This is a genomic window from Microbacterium proteolyticum (assembly GCF_014192415.1).
GTDB lineage: Bacteria > Actinomycetota > Actinomycetes > Actinomycetales > Microbacteriaceae > Microbacterium > Microbacterium proteolyticum.
In genome coordinates this window covers 1,527,549-1,544,269 of the sequence record NZ_JACHXY010000001.1, presented here as the reverse complement: position 1 = coordinate 1,544,269, position 16,721 = coordinate 1,527,549, and the positions used below count along the sequence as shown (strand labels likewise).

The following is a 16,721-nucleotide window of genomic DNA, read 5'->3' as shown; positions in this document are numbered from 1 at the left end:
TGCCTACGAAGGAGGCGAACCGTGAAGACACTGCGCACCGCGACCGCGATCACAACCCTGGGACTGATTGCGGCGATGATGACCGGCTGCGCCTCGGGCGCCGCCTCCGCCGAGGGTGCCGACCAGGGACCGGCCGCTGAGCTCCGCCTCGGCTACTTCGCCAACGTCACCCACGCGCCCGCTCTCGTGGGCCTGCAGGAGGGCCTGCTGCAGGACGCGCTCGGCGACACGGCGCTGTCGACCGAGGTGTTCAACGCCGGACCCGCCGCCATCGAGGCACTGTCGGCCGGGGCGATCGACGCGACCTACATCGGGCCGAACCCGTCGATCAACACCTTCATCCAGTCGCGCGGCGAATCGGCGCGCATCGTCGCCGGCGCGGCGACCGGCGGCGCAGCGCTCGTCGTGCGCGACGGGATCGACAGCCCGGCCGACCTCGCGGGCAAGACCCTGGCGACCCCGCAGCTCGGCAACACGCAAGACGTGGCGCTGCGCGGCTGGTTGAAGAAGCAGGGCTTCCAGACCGACACCTCGGGCGGCGGCGACGTCACCATCACCCCGACCGAGAACGCGCAGACCTTCCAGCTGTTCAAGGACGGCCAGCTCGACGGCGCGTGGCTCCCCGAGCCGTGGGTGTCGCGCCTGGTGGTCGACGCGGGTGCGAAGGTGCTTGTCGACGAAGCCGACGAGTGGCCCGACGGGCAGTTCCCGACCACCGTGCTGCTGGTGCGCAAGGACTTCCTCGACGAGCACCCCGAGACGGTGTCGAAACTGCTGGCCGGGCACGAGGCATCCGTGAAGTGGATCGCCGACAACGCCGGCACCGCGGCCTCGGTGATCAACGCGCAGATCGCCGCCGACACGGGCAAGCCGCTCGCCGACGCCGTCATCGCGCGGGCGCTCGAGCACGTGACCTACTCGGTCGACCCGCACGCCGACACCTTCCAGACGCTGGTCGAGAACGGCGTCGCGGCGGGCACGCAGAAGGAGGGCTCGATCGAGGGCCTGTTCGACCTGCGGCTGCTCAACGCGCAGCTCGCGACCAGCGGCGGCGCGAAGGTCTCGGCCTCAGGCCTCGGCGAGGAGTGACATGACCACGGCCCGCATCGACAACCCGGCACCCGCCCGCACCACCGCTCCGGCGGTGCGGATCGACGGCGTCTCGAAGCGCTTCGGTGCGGGCCCGGTCGTCCTCGACGACATCACCCTCGACATCGCCCCCGGCGAGTTCGTGTGCCTCCTCGGTGCCTCGGGCTGCGGCAAGTCGACGCTGCTGAACCTCATCGCCGGCCTCGACCGCCCCACCGCGGGCCGCATCGAGACCCCCAGCGAGGGCTCGGCCGTCATGTTCCAGGAGTCCGCACTCATGCCGTGGCTGACCGCGCGCCGCAACGTCGAGCTGGCCCTGCGTTTGCGCGGCGTGCCCCGCACCCGTCGGCGCGACGAGGCGCTCGCCCTGCTTGACACCGTCAACCTCGCGGATGCCGCCGACAAGCGCCCGCACGAGCTCTCGGGCGGTATGCGCCAACGCGTGGCCCTGGCCCGCGCTCTCGCGCAGGATCGGCCCGTGCTGCTGATGGACGAGCCCTTCGCCGCCCTCGACGCCATCACCCGCGACCTGCTGCACGAGGAGCTCGAGCGGGTGTGGCGCGCGACCGGTCGCACGATCGTCTTCGTCACCCACAACGTGCGCGAGGCCGCCCGCCTCGGCCAGCGGGTCGTGCTGCTCGGGAGCCGCCCCGGCCGCGTCGTCAACGAGTGGCGCATCGAACGCACCGAGGGACGCCGCATCGAGTCGCCCGAGGTCGCCGCCCTGTCGGTGGCGATCACCGACGAACTGCGCAAGGAGATCCGCCGCAATGCGCACTGACACCACGGCCACGGCCGACGACCTCCGCAGCCTCGAAGCCGGCCTCGACAACCTGCAGACCACGACCGACGCCAGCGGCGGCCGCTGGCGCACGTTCTGGTCGAGCGTGCTGCCACCGATCATCTTCGTCGTGCTGCTCATCGCCGCCTGGCAGCTCTACATCGTCATCGCCGACCCGCGCCCCGACAAGGCGCCCAGCCCCGCCGACGTGTTCGGCGCGCTCACCTCCGCGTGGGACACCGGCCGCCTGCAGGAGGCCGTGCTGACCAGCCTGGAGCGCGGCATCCTGGGCTTCGTCATCGCCATCGTCATCGGCACCCCGATCGGACTGCTCCTGGCCGAGGTGCGCCCGATCCGTCGCGCGGTCGGCCCGATCATCTCGGGGCTTCAGGTGCTGCCGTCGGTGGCATGGGTGCCCGCGGCGATCATCTGGTTCGGGTTGACCGATGCCACGGCCTACTTCGTCATCCTGATGGGCGCCATCCCCTCGATCGTGAACGGCCTCATCTCGGGCGTCGACCAGGTGCCGCCGCAGCTGCGCCGCGTGGGTACCGTGCTCGGTGCGTCGAAGTGGCAGCTGGCGACCTCGGTGATCCTGCCCGCCGCCCTCCCCGGTTACTTCGCCGGTCTCAAGCAGGGATGGGCGTTCTCGTGGCGCTCGCTCATGGCGGCCGAGATCATCACCTCGGGCGGCACGATCGGCTTCGGCCTCGGCACGATGCTGCAGCAGACGCGCGACCTCGCCGATCTCGCGGGCGTGCTCGCCACGATCGTCGTCATCCTCGGGATCGGCATCCTGATCGAGCTCGCGTTCTTCGGCCCCATCGAACGGCGCATGCTGCGCGGACGCGGCCTGCTGCTGTCGGGCGGTGCACGATGAGCGGGCGCGTCTGGCTCGTCGGCGCGGGACCGGGAGACTCAGGCCTGCTGACCCTCCGGGGGCTTCGCGCCCTCGAATCCGCCGACGTCATCGTCGCCGACCGTCTCGGCGCCCGCGGGGTGCTCGACGGCCTCGCGGCGGATGGCGTGCACCTGGATGCCGAGGTCGTCGACGTCGGCAAGCTCCCCGGCCATCACGCCGTGCCGCAGGATGCCATCAATGCCCTGCTCGTGCGCGAAGCCCTGGCGGGACGCACCGTCGTGCGGCTGAAGGGCGGCGACCCGTACGTGTTCGGCCGCGGCGGCGAGGAGCTGTTCGCGTGCCAGGAAGCCGGCATCGAGGTGCGGGTGGTGCCCGGCGTCACGAGCGCCGTGTCGGTGCCCGCGCTCGCCGGCATCCCGCTCACCCACCGCGGGGTGGCGACGAGCTTCACCGTGGCGACCGCTCACGACCAGCTCCTGCCGCTCGGCGGCGGCCGCGACCACACCGTCGTGCTGCTCATGGGCGTCGGCACCCTCGCGCAGTCCGCGCTGACCCTCGCCCGCGGCGAGCGCGGTGGCGACTGCCCCGTCGCGATCGTCGAGGACGGCTTCGGCGCGCGCCAGCGCGTCACCGTCGGTACCCTCGCCACCATCGCGGCCCAGGCCGCGGAGCGCGGGGTGCGCTCCCCCGCCGTCGTCGTCGTCGGCGACGTCGTGCGCCTCAGTCCGTACGCGCCCGCCGCCCTGGCATCCCTCGATCTGACCTTCGACCCCCTCGCCGTTCCCCGAAAGGCCCCCTCGCTGTGACCTCGTCTTCCCTCACCTCGCTCCGTGTCGCGATCGTCGGCGCCGGCCCCGCCGGCATCTACGCGGGCAACATCCTCACGCGCGCGGTGACCGACGCCGGTGGCACTGTCGCGATCGACCTGTTCGACTCGCTGCCCGCGCCCTACGGACTGATTCGTTACGGCGTCGCCCCCGACCACCCGCGCATCAAGGGCATCGTCGACTCGCTGCACGAGATGCTCGACACAGGCTCCACCCGCTTCATCGGCAACGTCGAGGTGGGCCGCGACATCGCGGTCGACGACCTGCACACGCGCTACGACGCCGTGATCCTCGCCACCGGTGCGCTGCGCGATGCGCCACTCGACATCCCCGGCATCGACCTGCCCGGGTCCTACGGCGCGGCCGACTTCGTCGCCTGGTACGACGGACACCCCGACGTCCCGCGCGACTGGCCGCTGGACGAGCGCGAGGTCGCCGTCATCGGCAACGGCAACGTCGCCCTCGACGTGGCCCGCGTGCTCGCCAAGCACGCCGTCGACCTCCGTTCGACCGAGATCGCCGACAACGTGCTGCACGGCCTCGAGGCCTCCGCCGTCACCGACGTGCACGTCTTCGGTCGCCGCGGCCCCGCCGACATCAAGTTCACGCCCATCGAGCTGCGCGAGCTCGGCGAGGTGCCGGACGTCGACATCGTCGTGCACGACGAGGACTTCGCGGATGCCGACCCCGCCCAGGCGTCCAACAACCAGCTGAAGGTCATGCTGCGGGTGCTGAACAGCTGGCGCACGCGGGAGCAGACCGGCGCGAGCCGCCGCCTGCACCTGCACTTCTACCACTCCCCTCTCGCCGTGCTCGGCGACGAGCACGTCGAGGGCCTGCGTTTCGAGCGCACCGAGCCCGTCGGCGACGGCACCGTGCGCGGCACCGGCGAGATCCGCGAGATAGCCGTGCAGCAGGTGTACCGCGCGGTGGGCTACTTCTCGAGCCCCGTGCTCGGAGCGCCGTTCGACCCCGTGCGCGGCGTCATGCCCAACGTCGAGGGTCGGGTCGTGGAGGGCTCCGAGGTCGTACCGGGACTGTACGCGACGGGCTGGATCAAGCGCGGCCCCGTCGGTCTCATCGGACACACGAAGTCGGATGCCATGGAGACCATCGCCCACCTCGTCTCCGACATCGAGGCCGGCGCCCTGTCGGCCCCCACGGTCGAAAGCGACGTGCTCGACGCGCTCGACGAGCGCGGCGTGGAGTACACCACGTGGGAGGGCTGGCGCGCGCTCGACGCGCACGAGCGCGCACTCGGCGCCGCGCACGAGCACACCCGCGAGCGGGTCAAGGTCGTTTCGCGCGAGGAGCAGGTCTCCGTCTCGCGGTCGGGGGCCTTCGTCTCATGACGTACGTAATCGCCCTCCCCTGCGTGGACGTGAAGGATCGTGCCTGCATCGACGAATGCCCGGTCGACTGCATCTACGAGGGTGAGCGGTCGCTGTACATCCACCCCGACGAGTGCGTGGACTGCGGCGCCTGCGAGCCGGTCTGCCCCGTCGAGGCGATCTACTACGAAGACGACCTGCCCGAGGAGTGGGCGGACTACTACAAGGCGAACGTGGAGTTCTTCGACGACATCGGCTCGCCCGGCGGCGCCGCGAAGGTCGGCATCATCGCCAAGGACCACCCGGTCGTGGCGGTGCTGCCGCCGCAGGCGCATGAGTGAGGCGGGGCCGGGTCTCGTTGCCGACGTTCTCATCGTCGGCGGCGGACCCGCGGGCCTCTCTGCCGCGCTGAACCTCGCCCGCGCCCGCGCCTCGGTCGTGGTGGTCGACACCGGCCGGCCCCGCAACGCCGCGACCCTGCGCTCGCACGGATTCCTCACCCGCGACGGCATCTCGCCGATCGAGCTGCGCAAGCTCGCCCGCGAGGAACTGCGCGCCTACGACGAGGTCCGCATCCTGGATCGGTCCGCCGTCGCGCGGATCGAGACGGATGCCGACGGCTTCGTCGCGACGCTCACGGGCCGTGCCGCGGCGACATCCCCGATCCTGTCCACCCGCACCGTCGTGGTGGCGACGGGGCTCCGCGAAACCCTTCCCGACGTGCCGAACCTGCGCTCGTTCTACGGCATGTCGATCTTCAGCTGCGCCGCGTGCGACGGCTGGGAACTGCAGGACAAGCCCGTCGCGCTGATCGGTGAGACGTCCGACCTGGCCGACCGCGCGCGGCTGATCACCCGCTGGACGTCGCAGCTCACGGTGTGCACGAACGGGGCGGACGTCATCGACCCGGCGGATGAGGCCGAGCTGGTGGCATCCGGGATCGTCGTCGAAAGGCGCGCGATCGCCGACCTGGAGGGCGAGCGCGGGCAGGTCTGCGCCGTGCGTTTCGCCGACGGTTCGTCGCTCGCGGTGGCGGGCGGCTTCGTGCGGCCGACGTGGCACGCGGCTCACGAGTTCCTCGACCCGCTCGGTCCCGACGCCGATGCCGACGGTCATCTCGTCACCGACCGCTCCGGTCGCACGTCGGTGCCGGGACTGTACGCGGCGGGGGATGCCGCAGCGCCCGGCCCCCAGCAGCTCATCGTCGCGGCCGGACAGGGCGCGCGCGTGGCCGCGGTGCTGGTGCAGGACCTGCTGGGTGTGCGGACGGCGCACTGACGCGAGGGACGGTGCTGCGCCGCGTCGAGCCCGCGCTCTTCGGCGCGAGATCACACAATCGGCGCCAGCGCACTCCCCCGGCGACGCGACGACGCGTGGCCTCGGGACGATCGGGTGATGTCGGCGCGGACGTGTGATGTCGGCGCGCGCCTGCCCGCGACCTCGGTCAGCCGCCGAGCGAACCCGCGTCGGTCGAGCCGACGTCGGTGCGGTGGAAGTTCAGCGCGGAGCGCGAGGCGGTGGGGCCGCGCTGGCCCTGGTACCGGTTGCCGTAGGGACCCGAGCCGTACGGGTTCTCGGCGGGCGAGGTGAGGCGGAAGTAGCAGACCTGCCCGATCTTCATGCCCGGCCAGAGCTTGATGGGCAGGGTCGCGACGTTCGAGAGCTCGAGGGTGACGTGTCCGGAGAAGCCCGGGTCGATGAAGCCCGCGGTGGAGTGCGTCAGCAGTCCGAGACGACCGAGCGACGACTTGCCCTCGAGACGCGCGGCGACGTCGTCGGGCAGGCTCACCCGCTCGAAGGTCGACCCGAGAGCGAACTCGCCCGGGTGAAGGATGAACGGCTCGTCGGGCGCAACCTCGATCAGGCGGGTGAGCTCGGGCTGGTCCTCGGCGGGGTCGATGAAGGGGTACTTGTGGTTGTCGAACAACCGGAAGTAGCGGTCGAGCCGCACATCGACGCTCGAGGGCTGCACCATGGCCGGGTCGTAGGGGTCGAGGCCGAGGCGCTTCGCGGCGAGTTCGGCCCGGATGTCGCGATCGGAGAGCAGCACGGCCCCAGCCTAGGGCGGCGGCGGTCGCCGTGCCGCCCGCATGTTGGCGGGTGACCGGGCGCCGGGGCACCCACAGGGCACGCCCGCCGCGAGACCGCATCCGTTGCCGAGACCGCACGGGTGTGACGGCAATCGCATACGGCCGTCGGCGAGCGGATGCGTTCTCGCCGACGGATGTCCGGATGCCACGGGATGCGGACCGGACGCTGTTATGCTGGCCGGGTTGCCGCGAGGCATCCGGGGCTGTAGTTCAATGGCAGAACTTCTGCTTCCCAAGCAGATAGCGCGGGTTCGATTCCCGTCAGCCCCTCCAAAGGTCCGACATACTGGCGCAGCCGGTGTGGCGGACCTTTCGCGTGGGTGCCGTAAGAACCGATCCCGCCGCGGGTGGGCCCACGCCGCCAGAGGCTTCGCGCGTCGCGAGGCGACGTGTGGAGGGGCGGTGGGGACGATTCCCGTCAGCCCCTCCAAAGCCCTCACGGGCGGCCGCCGGCCGTTCGGGAGGGCTTTCGTGTTGCCGTGAATCGAAGCCGCGGGTGGGCGCCGCCGGAGGCTCCGCGCGCCTCAGCGACCCGAGCCCACGAGGCCCGCACTCGTCTCGATCACGGCTCCGGCGCCGCCGAGCGCCGCGAGGAACGCCGCGTGCACGGCTCGTCCGTCGACCTCCAGGCCATCGTGAGCGAGGTCGGGCGCGGCGCACGCATCGCCGACGACCGTCACGTCGTAGCCGAGGTCGATGGCGGCGCGAACGGTGGCATCCACGCACATGCTCGTCATCATGCCGACGACGAGCAGCGGCCGACCGCCGAAGTCGCGCAAACGCTCCTGCAGATCGGTACCGACGAAGGAGTTCGGCGCATGCTTGACGATCACGGGCTCGTCCGCGGTCGGCGCGACGCGAGCGTCGATCTCGGCGCCGTCGGTGCCGACCTCGAGGAAGCCACCGCCGACCGGACTCTCGTGACGCACGTGGATGACGGGCGCGTTCCTCCCTCGGTGCCAAGCCAGCACCCGCGCGGCGGCGTCCGCGGCCGCGTCGGGTCCGACGAGGGGATGACGCCCGCCCGGGAAGTAGTCACGCTGGATGTCGATGATCACGAGCACGGGAAGCATGGGAACACCCTCTCACCGCGAATCCGGTACGGGGGCCGTTCCCCTCCGTCACCGCTCGCTCAGCTGCGCAGGTGCGATGCGCCGTTCAGGTCGAGGATGGCACCCGACGCCCACTGCGAGCGGGGCGCGCTGAGGTAGACCACGGCATCGGCCACCTCTTCCGGAGTGGCGACGCGGCCGAACGGACTCTGGTCCCGGATGCCGTCGCCCGCCGCGCCCGCCAGCTTCTGCTGCTGCCGGTCGGTGCCGACGAAGCCGGGCGCGACGCTGGTGACGGCGATGCCGTGCGGGGCGAGCGCGACAGCGAGGGACTGACCCATCGCGTGCAGGCCCGCCTTCGCGGCGCCGTAGGCGGGGAACTCGGGCTCTCCGCGGAACGCTCCGCGCGAGCCCACGTTCACGATCGACCCCGGCAGCCCGCGTTCGATGAGCGAACGCGCCACCAGGAAGGTCATGTTGGCGGGAGCGCGCAGGTCGACGTCGACCATCTGCTCCCAGATGCGGTGCCAGGTCGCGTAGTCGACGGTGGAGATGGGATGCGAGGTCGACGCGTTCGGCGCGATCGCCGCATTGTTCACGAGCACGTCGATCCGCCCGAACGCCTCGAGGACGTCACTCACGACGCGCTCCGCCGTCGCCGGGTCGGAGAGGTCGCCGCCGACGACGAGATGTCCCTCGCCGGAGAGGAGCGCGAGTGTCTGGTCCGCGGCATCCCGATCGTGGCCGTAGTGGACGGCGACGCGATCCCCACGCTCACTGAGGGCGACGGCGATGGCACGGCCGATCCCGCGGGAGGCGCCGGTGACGAGGGAATGCAGCATGGCCTCATCTTCCACGAACCGAGCGTCCGGGCGGCGACGCGAAACGGCGACGCCACCCGGACTGACCGGGGCTCACACGTCGGGGTGATGAACCGGTCACGCCCGCCGTGGAGCCCTCACGTTACGTCGACGCCCGCCGACGCGGGCCCGCTTGACGAGCTCCCCCGGCGGGTGCGGGGTCTCGTTTGGGGCGAGTTCCGCGCATTGGGGCGCGAATCTCTTGCCCCGAACGGCGAAACCCGCCCCGAACCTCGGAGCCCGGGGCGCAAGGCGCGGAGCGCGGAGCGCGGAGCGCGGAGACGACTGTCAGGCGCGGGTGAAACCGTCGAGGTCGGGGTCCCAGAAGGCATCCGGGTTGTCGGAGTCGACCGTCTGCTCGTGCGCGATCGCGGGCGCGTGCGGGAAACGCTTGTGCTGGCGGAGCTCCTCGGCGGCCCCCGCGAAGTCGGGCTCTTCGCCGGTCCAGTCGCGGGCCGGCGCGCTCAGCACGTCGTTGCCGACGCCGATGACCAGCTCGGCCTGCTCGGTCTCGCCCGTGGCGGTGACGATGGGGATGCGGATCGCCTCGGACTGCCCATCGGCGGCGATCGACGCCGTCAGCTGCACGAGCGCCTCGGCGACGTCGTCGGTCGTGGTGACGGTCTCACCGGCATAGGTCACAGATCGCATTCCCCCATCGTGGGGGCGGCGACGGCCCGCGAGGGGCCGCTTGCCCTGCGGACCGTCGCTCCGGTAGGGGGCCGCGACCGACGCGAATCCGACACCCGGCGGAGGCGCGCCCGGCCCCTCGGGCCGGAGCACAGCGAGAATGGGCGTATGCGCGCGCGACGATTGCTGAGCCTGGGGGCCGTGGCATCCCTCGTCGCGGGCCTCGCCGCGTGTTCCGCCGCGGGCACGGATGCCGCCCCCTCGGCGCCGGCACTCGACGCAGACGCGCCGGTCGTGGCGTTCTACGGCGACTCGTACACGCGGGGAACGGGCGCGAGCTCGCCCGAGAAGCGGTGGTCGACGGTCGTGTCGGCCGAGCGCGGTTGGCGCGAGATCAACCGTTCCGAGAACGGGCTGGGTTTCGTCAACCGCCGCGCCTCGATGGGGCCCGGGCTCGATGACATCCCCGCGCTGATCATCGACGACGACCCCGACATCGTGTTCGTCACGATGGGCTTGAACGACAACTTCAGCTACGACCGCGCCGCGGATGAGATCCGCACCGCCATCGACAGCGACCTCGATCGCCTGCGAGACGGGCTCCCCGACGCGCGCATCGTCGTGGTCGAACCGTTCTGGTACACCGACGACCGGCCCGCCTCGGTCGACGTCATCGCGGGGTGGGTCGAGGCCGCGGCCCAGCGCATCGACGCGGACCACATCGACGGCGCGAGCCACTGGCTCGACGGGCACTACGCCGACTCGTCCGACAGCTGGATGGCCTCCGACGGCCTGCACCCGAACGACACCGGCTACGCGGACATGGCGGAGCGGATGGATGCCGCGCTCCGCGCCCTGGATCCGCCCCTCTGACGTCCGCGCGCGGATTCGCGCGTCTCGACGGGCGCCGCGCCGTCGTCCGGCTGATGTCGAGTGGCATACCACCCCGGATGCGGGCGGGCATCACTCCGGGTGTCGTGGACACTGACGTACGAAGCCCGTGCCACGGATGCCGCGGACGCCGCGGACGCTCGGGGTGGGACCGCCGCACGGAGGCTCACGACGACAGTCGGCGCGCGACCTCGCGCGTGGCCTCGGCGCGAGGACTCAGGCTGAGGACCGCCGCGACGTCCGGCGGCTGAGCGCCCATACCGCCGTCGCCGCGACCATCAGCAGCGTCAGGATGCCGACGACGTGCAGCACGAGCGACGGCAGACCCCGCTCGGGCAGCAGGAAACCGTAGGGCACCCACCCGTCGGTCGCCCCGCGCAGCAGCACGACGGTGATCCACACGAGGGGGTAAGGGAGCACCCACCACAGTCGCGTCCACGCGAGCCGTGGCCGGTCCGGCGAGAAGGCGATGTCGATCAGCACCACCGCCGGGAACACGACGTGCAGCGCGACGCTGACCCACACCGGGGCGGAACCCGTGCCCGGCACCAACGCGTTGTAGACCACCGCGACGACGATCAGGCACGCCGCTCCCACGCCCCACGCCACCGACAACCACGCGGGAGGTCGGCGGTCGGCGAGGGCGAGCCCGCCCACGGCGATGAGCACGAGCGCGGTGAGCGAGCTCGTCTGGTTGGTGAAGTATCCGAAGAAATTGAACGGACTCACGTCTCCCACCGCGATCCGCAGAACGTACGCGTACAGCACGACGAGCAGAACAGCGGAGCCCACGACGACGCGCGCGAGCGGACGGGTGCGACCTGTCGAGCGGGGTGGCTCGGGGACGGCGACGGAGGCGAGGGGCACCGGGCGACGTTACCTCGCGCGGGTCACCGAACGCCCCTTCACCGATGGCGACCAGGGGAAACGGCGGGATCTGATGCACGCCGACGGGCTCGTCCCCCTCGCTCGCCCCGGGCACCGCCGGCGCTCGAGCCGATCGGTCAGCGGCATCCGCGGGTGACGCTCCCGCGGGGCGGGTGTCAGGAGGTCGAGGCGTCGACGCGCCGCACCGTCTCGACGATGGCATCCGCCACCGCGTCGGGGTGCGACACATGCGGGGAGTGACCGGATGCCACCGACACCTGCGCATCAGCGGCGTCGGCCCACTGCCGCTGCTGCTCGGGCGGGAGCGCCTTGTCTTCGGTCGCGACGACGTAGGTCACCGTGACATCGGGGCCGGGCTCGGCCGGGGCAGGCTGGGTGAAGGACTCCACACTCTGCCATCCCAGGCGAGGGAGCGCGGTCTCGACGTCGGCGGGGTCAACACCCGAATAGATGGTCTCGGCGACATTGCCGATCTTCACGCCCCTGCCGTCGGCGGAGCGCTCGTAGTCGGGCGGGAACTCTCCGCCCTGCGCCGCGAGGAGAGAGGCGCCGACGGGGAGAGAGAACGCGGCGATCATCACCAGACCGCGCACGGAATCGACCGCTGCGGCCGCCGCACGCGCCGGGACACCGCCGTAGGAGTGCGCCGCGAGCACCACCGGGCCCTCGATGTCGGCGACAGCCGAGCGGATGGCCTCGACGTCGTCGGTCAGCGAACCGATCCCGGCGGTGTCTGCGGAACTGCTCGGCAGGTCGAGCGCGGTCGCCGACAGCCCGCGAGCGGCGAGCGCGGCGATGAGCGGCTCGAAGACCCAGGCGCCGTGCATCGCGCCGGGGATGAGGATGATCGTGGACATGGTGCTCCTTAGGTGAGGGATTCAGGCGCCGACGCTGGTGCGGGCGCGGAACCACACCGTCAACTCGCGGACTGCGCGGATGCTGGCTCTGTCGTTGTCGGACTCGAGATCGGCGAACGTATCGCGGAAGCCCTCGGGCGGCGGGGTCGCCGGGACGCCGATGGGTTCGTACCCCATCGTCCATTCCGAGAATCGTCGCTCGTCGATCTGCTCGCTCAGCAGTACCCGCACCTCGGCGTGCCGCCGATCACGCCTGATCTTCGCCATGAGCTCGTCGACGGCGCGCTCCGGGCCTTCCAAGACCTGGAAGAAGCGCCCCCGCCGATACAGCAGCATGCCGGTGAGGTCGTGATCGTGGTTGGATGCCCGGCTCTGGTCGAGCAGGCCGGCGAGCGCCGCGTCGTCGAACGCGTCGACGGCGGTGCTGACATAGGAGACGGAGACCAGCGGGGTGCTCACGCGACCGCGCTCCCGCCGTCGGACGGACGGGGCGCGGGCACGCGCACCTTCTCGAGGGCGATCGGCGCGTCGAGCGGGGGCTGACCATTGGTGACCGCAGCGATCGCCTCGGTCAGAGCGTCGAAACGACCGACGACGCGGGAGTGGCCGTCGTGCGCCAGGAACACCCCGTCGGGCTGGCGGTCGATGTAACCGAGGAAGACGCCGCTGCGGCTACCGACATGGAAACCCTCTTCGACGCGAGCCCAGATGACTCCCGCTTCGAGCTGATCGGGTGACCCCATGGTCGCCCTCCTTACACCCGCGATGGAACCGGGCAGGAGCGAACGTACCGGGGGCCTCCGACATCGAGCCGCCCTTGACAGATCACGCGGCGCTGCGCCCGCGGTGCGGCGGCGCGAAGCGGCGGCACACCAGTGGAAGGGCCGCGGGCCGCAACCGATGCGTCGGCGAGACGCCGTTTCGCGGGTGCTGCGCGCTCGCGAGCGCCGCGGGTCCGTTCAGCCGATCGCTGTGCAGATATGGGCGGCGTCGTCGGTGCCGCTCGCCTCGACGATCCGGCCGCGCTCGACCCGATACACCGCGAACGACGCGATGCTCACGCGGCGCCGGGTGGCCGTGACGTGCGCGAACGAGCCGGTGTGGGTGCCGCCTCCACGCAGGTGCACTGCGAGCCGGTCGTCTTCGACGAGGAGCTGGATGCGCTTCCACTGCCAGTCGGGGAAGCCGTGCAGCAGGTCGGCGTATTCGTCGATCCAGGCGTCGGCGCCGGCGGGCAGGTGGGCGCGGCGGACGGCCGGATGCAGGAACCCGCGCAGGTCGTCGAGGTCGTGTCGGTTGAGCGCATCGAGGAGGTCGCCGAACCACTCGCGCATCTCCCAGGGCTCCACTCCCCCATTATCCGCGGGTGCAGGGCGGGCGGGGCGCCGGGCGGCGGCCCCCTACGCCTCCACCGCCTCCGCGACCGGCTCCGCCTCGGTCGTACCGCCACCGCGCAGCTCCTCGGCGAGGTGACGCGCCCCGCGCACCGCGATCGCGACGCTCGTGAGCGTCGGGTTCATCGTGTTGGCGGTCGGGATGAGGCCGTTGCCGCCCACCACGAGGTTGTCGAAGCCCCACACCCGTGAGTACGGATCGGCCACCGACGTCTCGGGGTCGGTGCCGGCACGCATCGTGCCCATGTAGTGCAGGCTCGAACCGTTCGGCAGCAGCCGCGGGTCGGCCACGAACGTCCCGAGCGCGTGTCCGGCCCGCCGCAGACGCGCGGTTGCCTGGGCGATCTCGGCATCCTCCCGCTCGGTGAGGGCGTATTCGATCGTGAAGTTGGGCAGCCCGCGGTAGTCGAGCTCATCGTCGCTGAAGGTGACGCCGTCTTCGACGCGGGGGAACTTGCGCACGCCGAAGCCCATGTTGACGTATCCCCATCGGTTGCCGGCCGCCGGGTGGGCGGGGTCGAGCGCGAAGGGCGGGTTCTCCGCGTACATGATCTGCGCCGAGTAGGGGTGCTCGGGCTCGGAGAAGGGGATGCGGTTGACCGCGGCGACGGGGTCGGCGGGGTTGGTCGCGCGACGGGCGAGCTCGCTCTGCAGCTCGTCCTCCGTCACGAGAGCGGCCATGCGGTCGGCGTCGAGCGAAACGGTGCTGATGACGACATGGTGCTCGGTGAGGTAGCGGCCCAGGGCCGCGGGACGGATGCCGGAGGCCCACAGCAGCTGCGGAGAACGGAAAGCGTCGGCGGCGACCACGAGGGCATCCACCGGCACGAACGACTCCTCGCGGGTGCGCAGGTCCTCGACGACGACGCCGCGCACGTGGGAGCCGTCGAGCTCGATCCGTCGCACGAGGGTGAGATCGCGCAGCTCGAAACGCGCAGCGACGTCGGTGCCGGGCTCGATGAGGGGCCCCAGCACCGTGTCGGCGCCGGCCCAGCGCATCGACCCGTCGGGCTGCGGATCGCCCGCGACCGGCAGAGTGCTGACGCCGTACCCCTCGGGCAGCTCGGCTCCGAACTCGCGGTCGAGAAGGGTGCGGATCGCCGCCCCCACCGGTGAGTCCGAGAAGGCGGCGCTCTGGTGGTGCAGCAGTCCCTCGGCGGTCGAGACGAGGTCTTCCCACTCGTCGTCGGCGATGAAGTCGAGCTTCTCGCTGAACGCGGGACGCGGGATGGCACACGTCCAGTGCGAGCCCTGGCCACCGACGTTGGTCGCCGCGGCCGCGGCCGGAAAGGTCGGCGCGTGCGCGGAGCCTTCGGCGCCGAAGTCGAGCAGGTGCGTGCCTTGGCGCGCGGTGAACATGCCCTCGACGACCGCGGCGGCCGGGATGCCGAGGGACTCGCGGAAGTCGCCGGCCTGCGGCCCCTGCGACCGTTCGCGGGCGCGCGCCTTCTCATCGGGATCGGCGATGTTGCGCACGCTCTCGCCCGGGCGCTGGGTGACCTGGGGTCCCGCCTCGAACATGATCACGCGGGCGTGCGGGAGCAACTCCAGCAGCACTCGGGCGTAGGCGGAACCGATGGGGCCACTGCCGACGACGGCGATGGTGGGGGTATCGGACATGGTCTCTCCTTCGAGGTCAGGCGGGCTGACGGTCAACGTCGGACGGGGTGGGAAGCGGGGCCGGGGTCTCGTCCGAGAGGCGCCCCGCGGGCAGGAGGAGGGCGATGACGAGGCCGCAGGCGTACACGATCGCGAGCCCGAGGAAGACGGGCCCGAACACGTCGTGGTAGACAGCGGCCACCTCGGCCTGCAGACCCGCGGGGGCGCTGCGCACCGCCGCGGGGGTCAGGGTGTCGGCATCCAGTCCACCGGGGAGGTTCGCCGCGACGCCGAAGCCCACGACACCGCCGATGACCGCGGTGCCCACGGCCGAGCCGACCTGGCGCACGAGGTTCGTGGTGGCCGTGACGGCGCCGAGATCGTCGCGCGCGGCGGCGCTCTGGACGACGGCGAAGATGAGGTTCATGAACGACCCGGTGCCGATGCCGACGATCGCCATGACGACCATCGGCACCCATAGGGGCGCACCCACCGGGAGCGCGGCCATCACACCCAGACCCCCCGCACCGAGAGCGGTGCCGATGATCGGGTAGGCGCGGTAGCGGCCGGATCGGCTCACGAGCCACCCGGTGAGCAGGTTGCTGACGAGCATGCCGAGCACGGTCGCGATGGGGACCAGACCCGACACCGTCGCGGTGGTGCGATAGGCCATCTGGACGTACGTGGGGACGTAGGCGACGACCGCGAACAGCCCGGCTCCGATGATGAGCGAGAGCCCCAAGCAGGCCAGGATCGTGCGGTTGCGGAAGATCCGCGGCGGCAGGATCGGTGCGATCGCGCGCCGCTCGATGAAGACGAGGGCCAGGATGCCGATGATCGCCACCACCGCGCAGACGAGCGCCACGGGCCGAAGCGTCTCGTCGCCGATCCAGGTCACGGCCAGCACGAGCGCGAGGAGGGCTCCGGTGAAGACCACGGAGCCGGGGATGTCGAACCGCGGGTGCGCGCCGCCGGGGAGGCGCGGAAGGGCGATCAGTGCGAGCGCGAGGGCCACGAGACCCACGGGGATGTTGATCCAGAACACCCACGACCAGCCCCAGTAATCGGTGATGAGACCGCCCACGACGGGCCCGACGACGATGGCGACGGGGAAGGCGGCGCCGATGATCGCCATGTAGCGCGGACGCTGTCGGGGGCTGGTGACGCGCGCGATGATCGTCTGCGACATGAGCTGGATGCCGGCCGAGCCGAGGCCCTGCAGGACGCGGGCGGCGATGAGCCAGCCCAGGTCGGGCGCGAACCCGCACAGCAGAGAAGCGACGAGGAAGGCCACGATCGACACGAGGAACACGCGACGCGGGCCGACGATGTCGCCGAGCTTGCCCAGCACGGGCAGCATCGCGGTCGCGGCCAGGGTGTAGCCGACCACGATCCAGCTCATGTGCTCGAGGGCGCCGAGGTCGCCCGCGATCGTGGCGAGGGAGGTCGAGACGACGGTGTGGTCGAGGGCGCCGAGGAACGACACCGTGAGCAGGGCCGCGACGAGGATGCGAACGCGGGCGGGAGAGAGAGTCATCGGCGGGGCGCCCGTACGACCGGGCGATCGACG

The 16,721-nt window shown here is 71.6% G+C and carries 19 protein-coding genes and 1 tRNA gene; 9 read left to right on the top strand and 11 right to left on the bottom strand.

Going from position 1 to position 16,721, the window contains the following annotated elements; all coding sequences use genetic code 11:
* Positions 1-21 precede the first annotated feature (21 nt).
* The 7 genes from FHS07_RS07110 to FHS07_RS07080 are packed head-to-tail and all read left to right on the top strand — an operon-like array spanning position 22 to position 6,168.
* Positions 22-1,089: an ABC transporter substrate-binding protein gene (locus FHS07_RS07110; RefSeq protein WP_343054632.1), complete on the top strand. Its 1,068-nt coding sequence runs from the start codon at positions 22-24 to the stop codon at positions 1,087-1,089.
* Between the two features lies 1 nt (position 1,090).
* On the top strand, positions 1,091-1,870 hold the full coding sequence (locus tag FHS07_RS07105) for an ABC transporter ATP-binding protein (RefSeq protein ID WP_183419118.1): 780 nt from the start codon (positions 1,091-1,093) through the stop codon (positions 1,868-1,870).
* Positions 1,860-2,750: an ABC transporter permease gene (locus tag FHS07_RS07100; RefSeq protein WP_183419117.1), complete on the top strand. Its 891-nt coding sequence runs from the start codon at positions 1,860-1,862 to the stop codon at positions 2,748-2,750. The genes FHS07_RS07105 and FHS07_RS07100 overlap by 11 nt, the downstream gene beginning before the upstream one ends.
* The gene (cobA, locus tag FHS07_RS07095) at positions 2,747-3,538 is read left to right on the top strand and encodes a uroporphyrinogen-III C-methyltransferase (RefSeq protein ID WP_183419116.1); all 792 of its coding nucleotides are present in this window, start codon (positions 2,747-2,749) and stop codon (positions 3,536-3,538) included. Before FHS07_RS07100 ends, cobA begins: the two co-directional genes overlap by 4 nt.
* Positions 3,535-4,911, top strand: a complete 1,377-nt coding sequence (locus tag FHS07_RS07090; RefSeq protein ID WP_183419115.1) for an FAD-dependent oxidoreductase — start codon at positions 3,535-3,537, stop codon at positions 4,909-4,911. The genes cobA and FHS07_RS07090 overlap by 4 nt, the downstream gene beginning before the upstream one ends.
* Positions 4,908-5,231, top strand: coding sequence for a ferredoxin (gene fdxA / locus FHS07_RS07085; protein WP_183419114.1), 324 nt, complete (start codon positions 4,908-4,910; stop codon positions 5,229-5,231). The genes FHS07_RS07090 and fdxA overlap by 4 nt, the downstream gene beginning before the upstream one ends.
* Positions 5,224-6,168, top strand: a complete 945-nt coding sequence (locus tag FHS07_RS07080; protein ID WP_183419113.1) for an NAD(P)/FAD-dependent oxidoreductase — start codon at positions 5,224-5,226, stop codon at positions 6,166-6,168. Before fdxA ends, FHS07_RS07080 begins: the two co-directional genes overlap by 8 nt.
* 166 nt (positions 6,169-6,334) lie before the next feature.
* Here FHS07_RS07080 and dcd read toward each other — a convergent pair whose 3' ends face one another.
* Positions 6,335-6,940 (bottom strand): dCTP deaminase, encoded by a 606-nt coding sequence (gene dcd, locus FHS07_RS07075; RefSeq protein WP_183419112.1) that lies wholly within the window; start codon positions 6,938-6,940, stop codon positions 6,335-6,337.
* 239 nt (positions 6,941-7,179) lie between these two features.
* Here dcd and FHS07_RS07070 point away from each other — a divergent pair.
* A tRNA-Gly gene (locus FHS07_RS07070) sits at positions 7,180-7,253 on the top strand.
* Between the two features lie 251 nt (positions 7,254-7,504).
* Here the strand turns inward: FHS07_RS07070 and FHS07_RS07065 are convergent.
* From FHS07_RS07065 to FHS07_RS07055, 3 genes are all read right to left on the bottom strand, one after another.
* Entirely contained in the window at positions 7,505-8,053 is a 549-nt protein-coding gene (locus tag FHS07_RS07065; RefSeq protein WP_183419111.1) for a cysteine hydrolase family protein, read from the bottom strand.
* 59 nt (positions 8,054-8,112) lie between these two features.
* Positions 8,113-8,874: an SDR family NAD(P)-dependent oxidoreductase gene (locus FHS07_RS07060; RefSeq protein WP_183419110.1), complete on the bottom strand. Its 762-nt coding sequence runs from the start codon at positions 8,872-8,874 to the stop codon at positions 8,113-8,115.
* Positions 8,875-9,180: 306 nt separating this feature from the next.
* The gene (locus FHS07_RS07055) at positions 9,181-9,543 is read right to left on the bottom strand and encodes a hypothetical protein (RefSeq protein WP_183419109.1); all 363 of its coding nucleotides are present in this window, start codon (positions 9,541-9,543) and stop codon (positions 9,181-9,183) included.
* A gap of 147 nt (positions 9,544-9,690) precedes the next feature.
* Here FHS07_RS07055 and FHS07_RS07050 point away from each other — a divergent pair, with 147 nt between their 5' ends.
* Positions 9,691-10,395 carry an SGNH/GDSL hydrolase family protein gene (locus FHS07_RS07050; RefSeq protein ID WP_183419108.1) on the top strand — a complete coding sequence of 235 codons (705 nt, stop codon included), beginning with the start codon at positions 9,691-9,693 and terminating at the stop codon, positions 10,393-10,395.
* Positions 10,396-10,629: 234 nt separating this feature from the next.
* Here FHS07_RS07050 and FHS07_RS07045 read toward each other — a convergent pair whose 3' ends face one another.
* From FHS07_RS07045 to FHS07_RS07015, 7 genes are all read right to left on the bottom strand, one after another.
* Entirely contained in the window at positions 10,630-11,280 is a 651-nt protein-coding gene (locus tag FHS07_RS07045) for a Pr6Pr family membrane protein (RefSeq protein WP_183419107.1), read from the bottom strand.
* A 176-nt stretch (positions 11,281-11,456) separates the two neighbouring features.
* Positions 11,457-12,158 (bottom strand): alpha/beta fold hydrolase, encoded by a 702-nt coding sequence (locus tag FHS07_RS07040; protein WP_183419106.1) that lies wholly within the window; start codon positions 12,156-12,158, stop codon positions 11,457-11,459.
* Between the two features lie 21 nt (positions 12,159-12,179).
* Positions 12,180-12,617 carry a BLUF domain-containing protein gene (locus FHS07_RS07035; protein ID WP_183419105.1) on the bottom strand — a complete coding sequence of 146 codons (438 nt, stop codon included), beginning with the start codon at positions 12,615-12,617 and terminating at the stop codon, positions 12,180-12,182.
* Positions 12,614-12,901 carry a hypothetical protein gene (locus tag FHS07_RS07030; protein WP_183419104.1) on the bottom strand — a complete coding sequence of 96 codons (288 nt, stop codon included), beginning with the start codon at positions 12,899-12,901 and terminating at the stop codon, positions 12,614-12,616. The genes FHS07_RS07035 and FHS07_RS07030 overlap by 4 nt, the downstream gene beginning before the upstream one ends.
* A 216-nt stretch (positions 12,902-13,117) precedes the next feature.
* Positions 13,118-13,507: an ester cyclase gene (locus FHS07_RS07025; protein WP_183419103.1), complete on the bottom strand. Its 390-nt coding sequence runs from the start codon at positions 13,505-13,507 to the stop codon at positions 13,118-13,120.
* Between the two features lie 51 nt (positions 13,508-13,558).
* Positions 13,559-15,172 (bottom strand): GMC oxidoreductase, encoded by a 1,614-nt coding sequence (locus tag FHS07_RS07020; RefSeq protein WP_183419102.1) that lies wholly within the window; start codon positions 15,170-15,172, stop codon positions 13,559-13,561.
* 16 nt (positions 15,173-15,188) lie between these two features.
* Positions 15,189-16,688 carry an MDR family MFS transporter gene (locus FHS07_RS07015; RefSeq protein ID WP_183419101.1) on the bottom strand — a complete coding sequence of 500 codons (1,500 nt, stop codon included), beginning with the start codon at positions 16,686-16,688 and terminating at the stop codon, positions 15,189-15,191.
* Positions 16,689-16,721 lie beyond the last annotated feature (33 nt).

Excerpts from the sequence above, each read along its gene's own strand:
- FHS07_RS07105 (WP_183419118.1), top strand. The coding sequence starts at position 1,091 with ATGACCACGGCCCGCATCGACAACCCGGCACCCGCCCGCACCACCGCT.
- FHS07_RS07100 (WP_183419117.1), top strand. The coding sequence starts at position 1,860 with ATGCGCACTGACACCACGGCCACGGCCGACGACCTCCGCAGCCTCGAA.
- cobA (WP_183419116.1), top strand. The coding sequence starts at position 2,747 with ATGAGCGGGCGCGTCTGGCTCGTCGGCGCGGGACCGGGAGACTCAGGC.
- fdxA (WP_183419114.1), top strand. The coding sequence starts at position 4,908 with ATGACGTACGTAATCGCCCTCCCCTGCGTGGACGTGAAGGATCGTGCC.
- FHS07_RS07080 (WP_183419113.1), top strand. The coding sequence starts at position 5,224 with ATGAGTGAGGCGGGGCCGGGTCTCGTTGCCGACGTTCTCATCGTCGGC.
- FHS07_RS07065 (WP_183419111.1), bottom strand. The coding sequence starts at position 8,053 with ATGCTTCCCGTGCTCGTGATCATCGACATCCAGCGTGACTACTTCCCG.
- FHS07_RS07060 (WP_183419110.1), bottom strand. The coding sequence starts at position 8,874 with ATGCTGCATTCCCTCGTCACCGGCGCCTCCCGCGGGATCGGCCGTGCC.
- FHS07_RS07055 (WP_183419109.1), bottom strand. The coding sequence starts at position 9,543 with ATGCGATCTGTGACCTATGCCGGTGAGACCGTCACCACGACCGACGAC.
- FHS07_RS07050 (WP_183419108.1), top strand. The coding sequence starts at position 9,691 with ATGCGCGCGCGACGATTGCTGAGCCTGGGGGCCGTGGCATCCCTCGTC.
- FHS07_RS07040 (WP_183419106.1), bottom strand. The coding sequence starts at position 12,158 with ATGTCCACGATCATCCTCATCCCCGGCGCGATGCACGGCGCCTGGGTC.
- FHS07_RS07030 (WP_183419104.1), bottom strand. The coding sequence starts at position 12,901 with ATGGGGTCACCCGATCAGCTCGAAGCGGGAGTCATCTGGGCTCGCGTC.
- FHS07_RS07020 (WP_183419102.1), bottom strand. The coding sequence starts at position 15,172 with ATGTCCGATACCCCCACCATCGCCGTCGTCGGCAGTGGCCCCATCGGT.
- FHS07_RS07015 (WP_183419101.1), bottom strand. The coding sequence starts at position 16,688 with ATGACTCTCTCTCCCGCCCGCGTTCGCATCCTCGTCGCGGCCCTGCTC.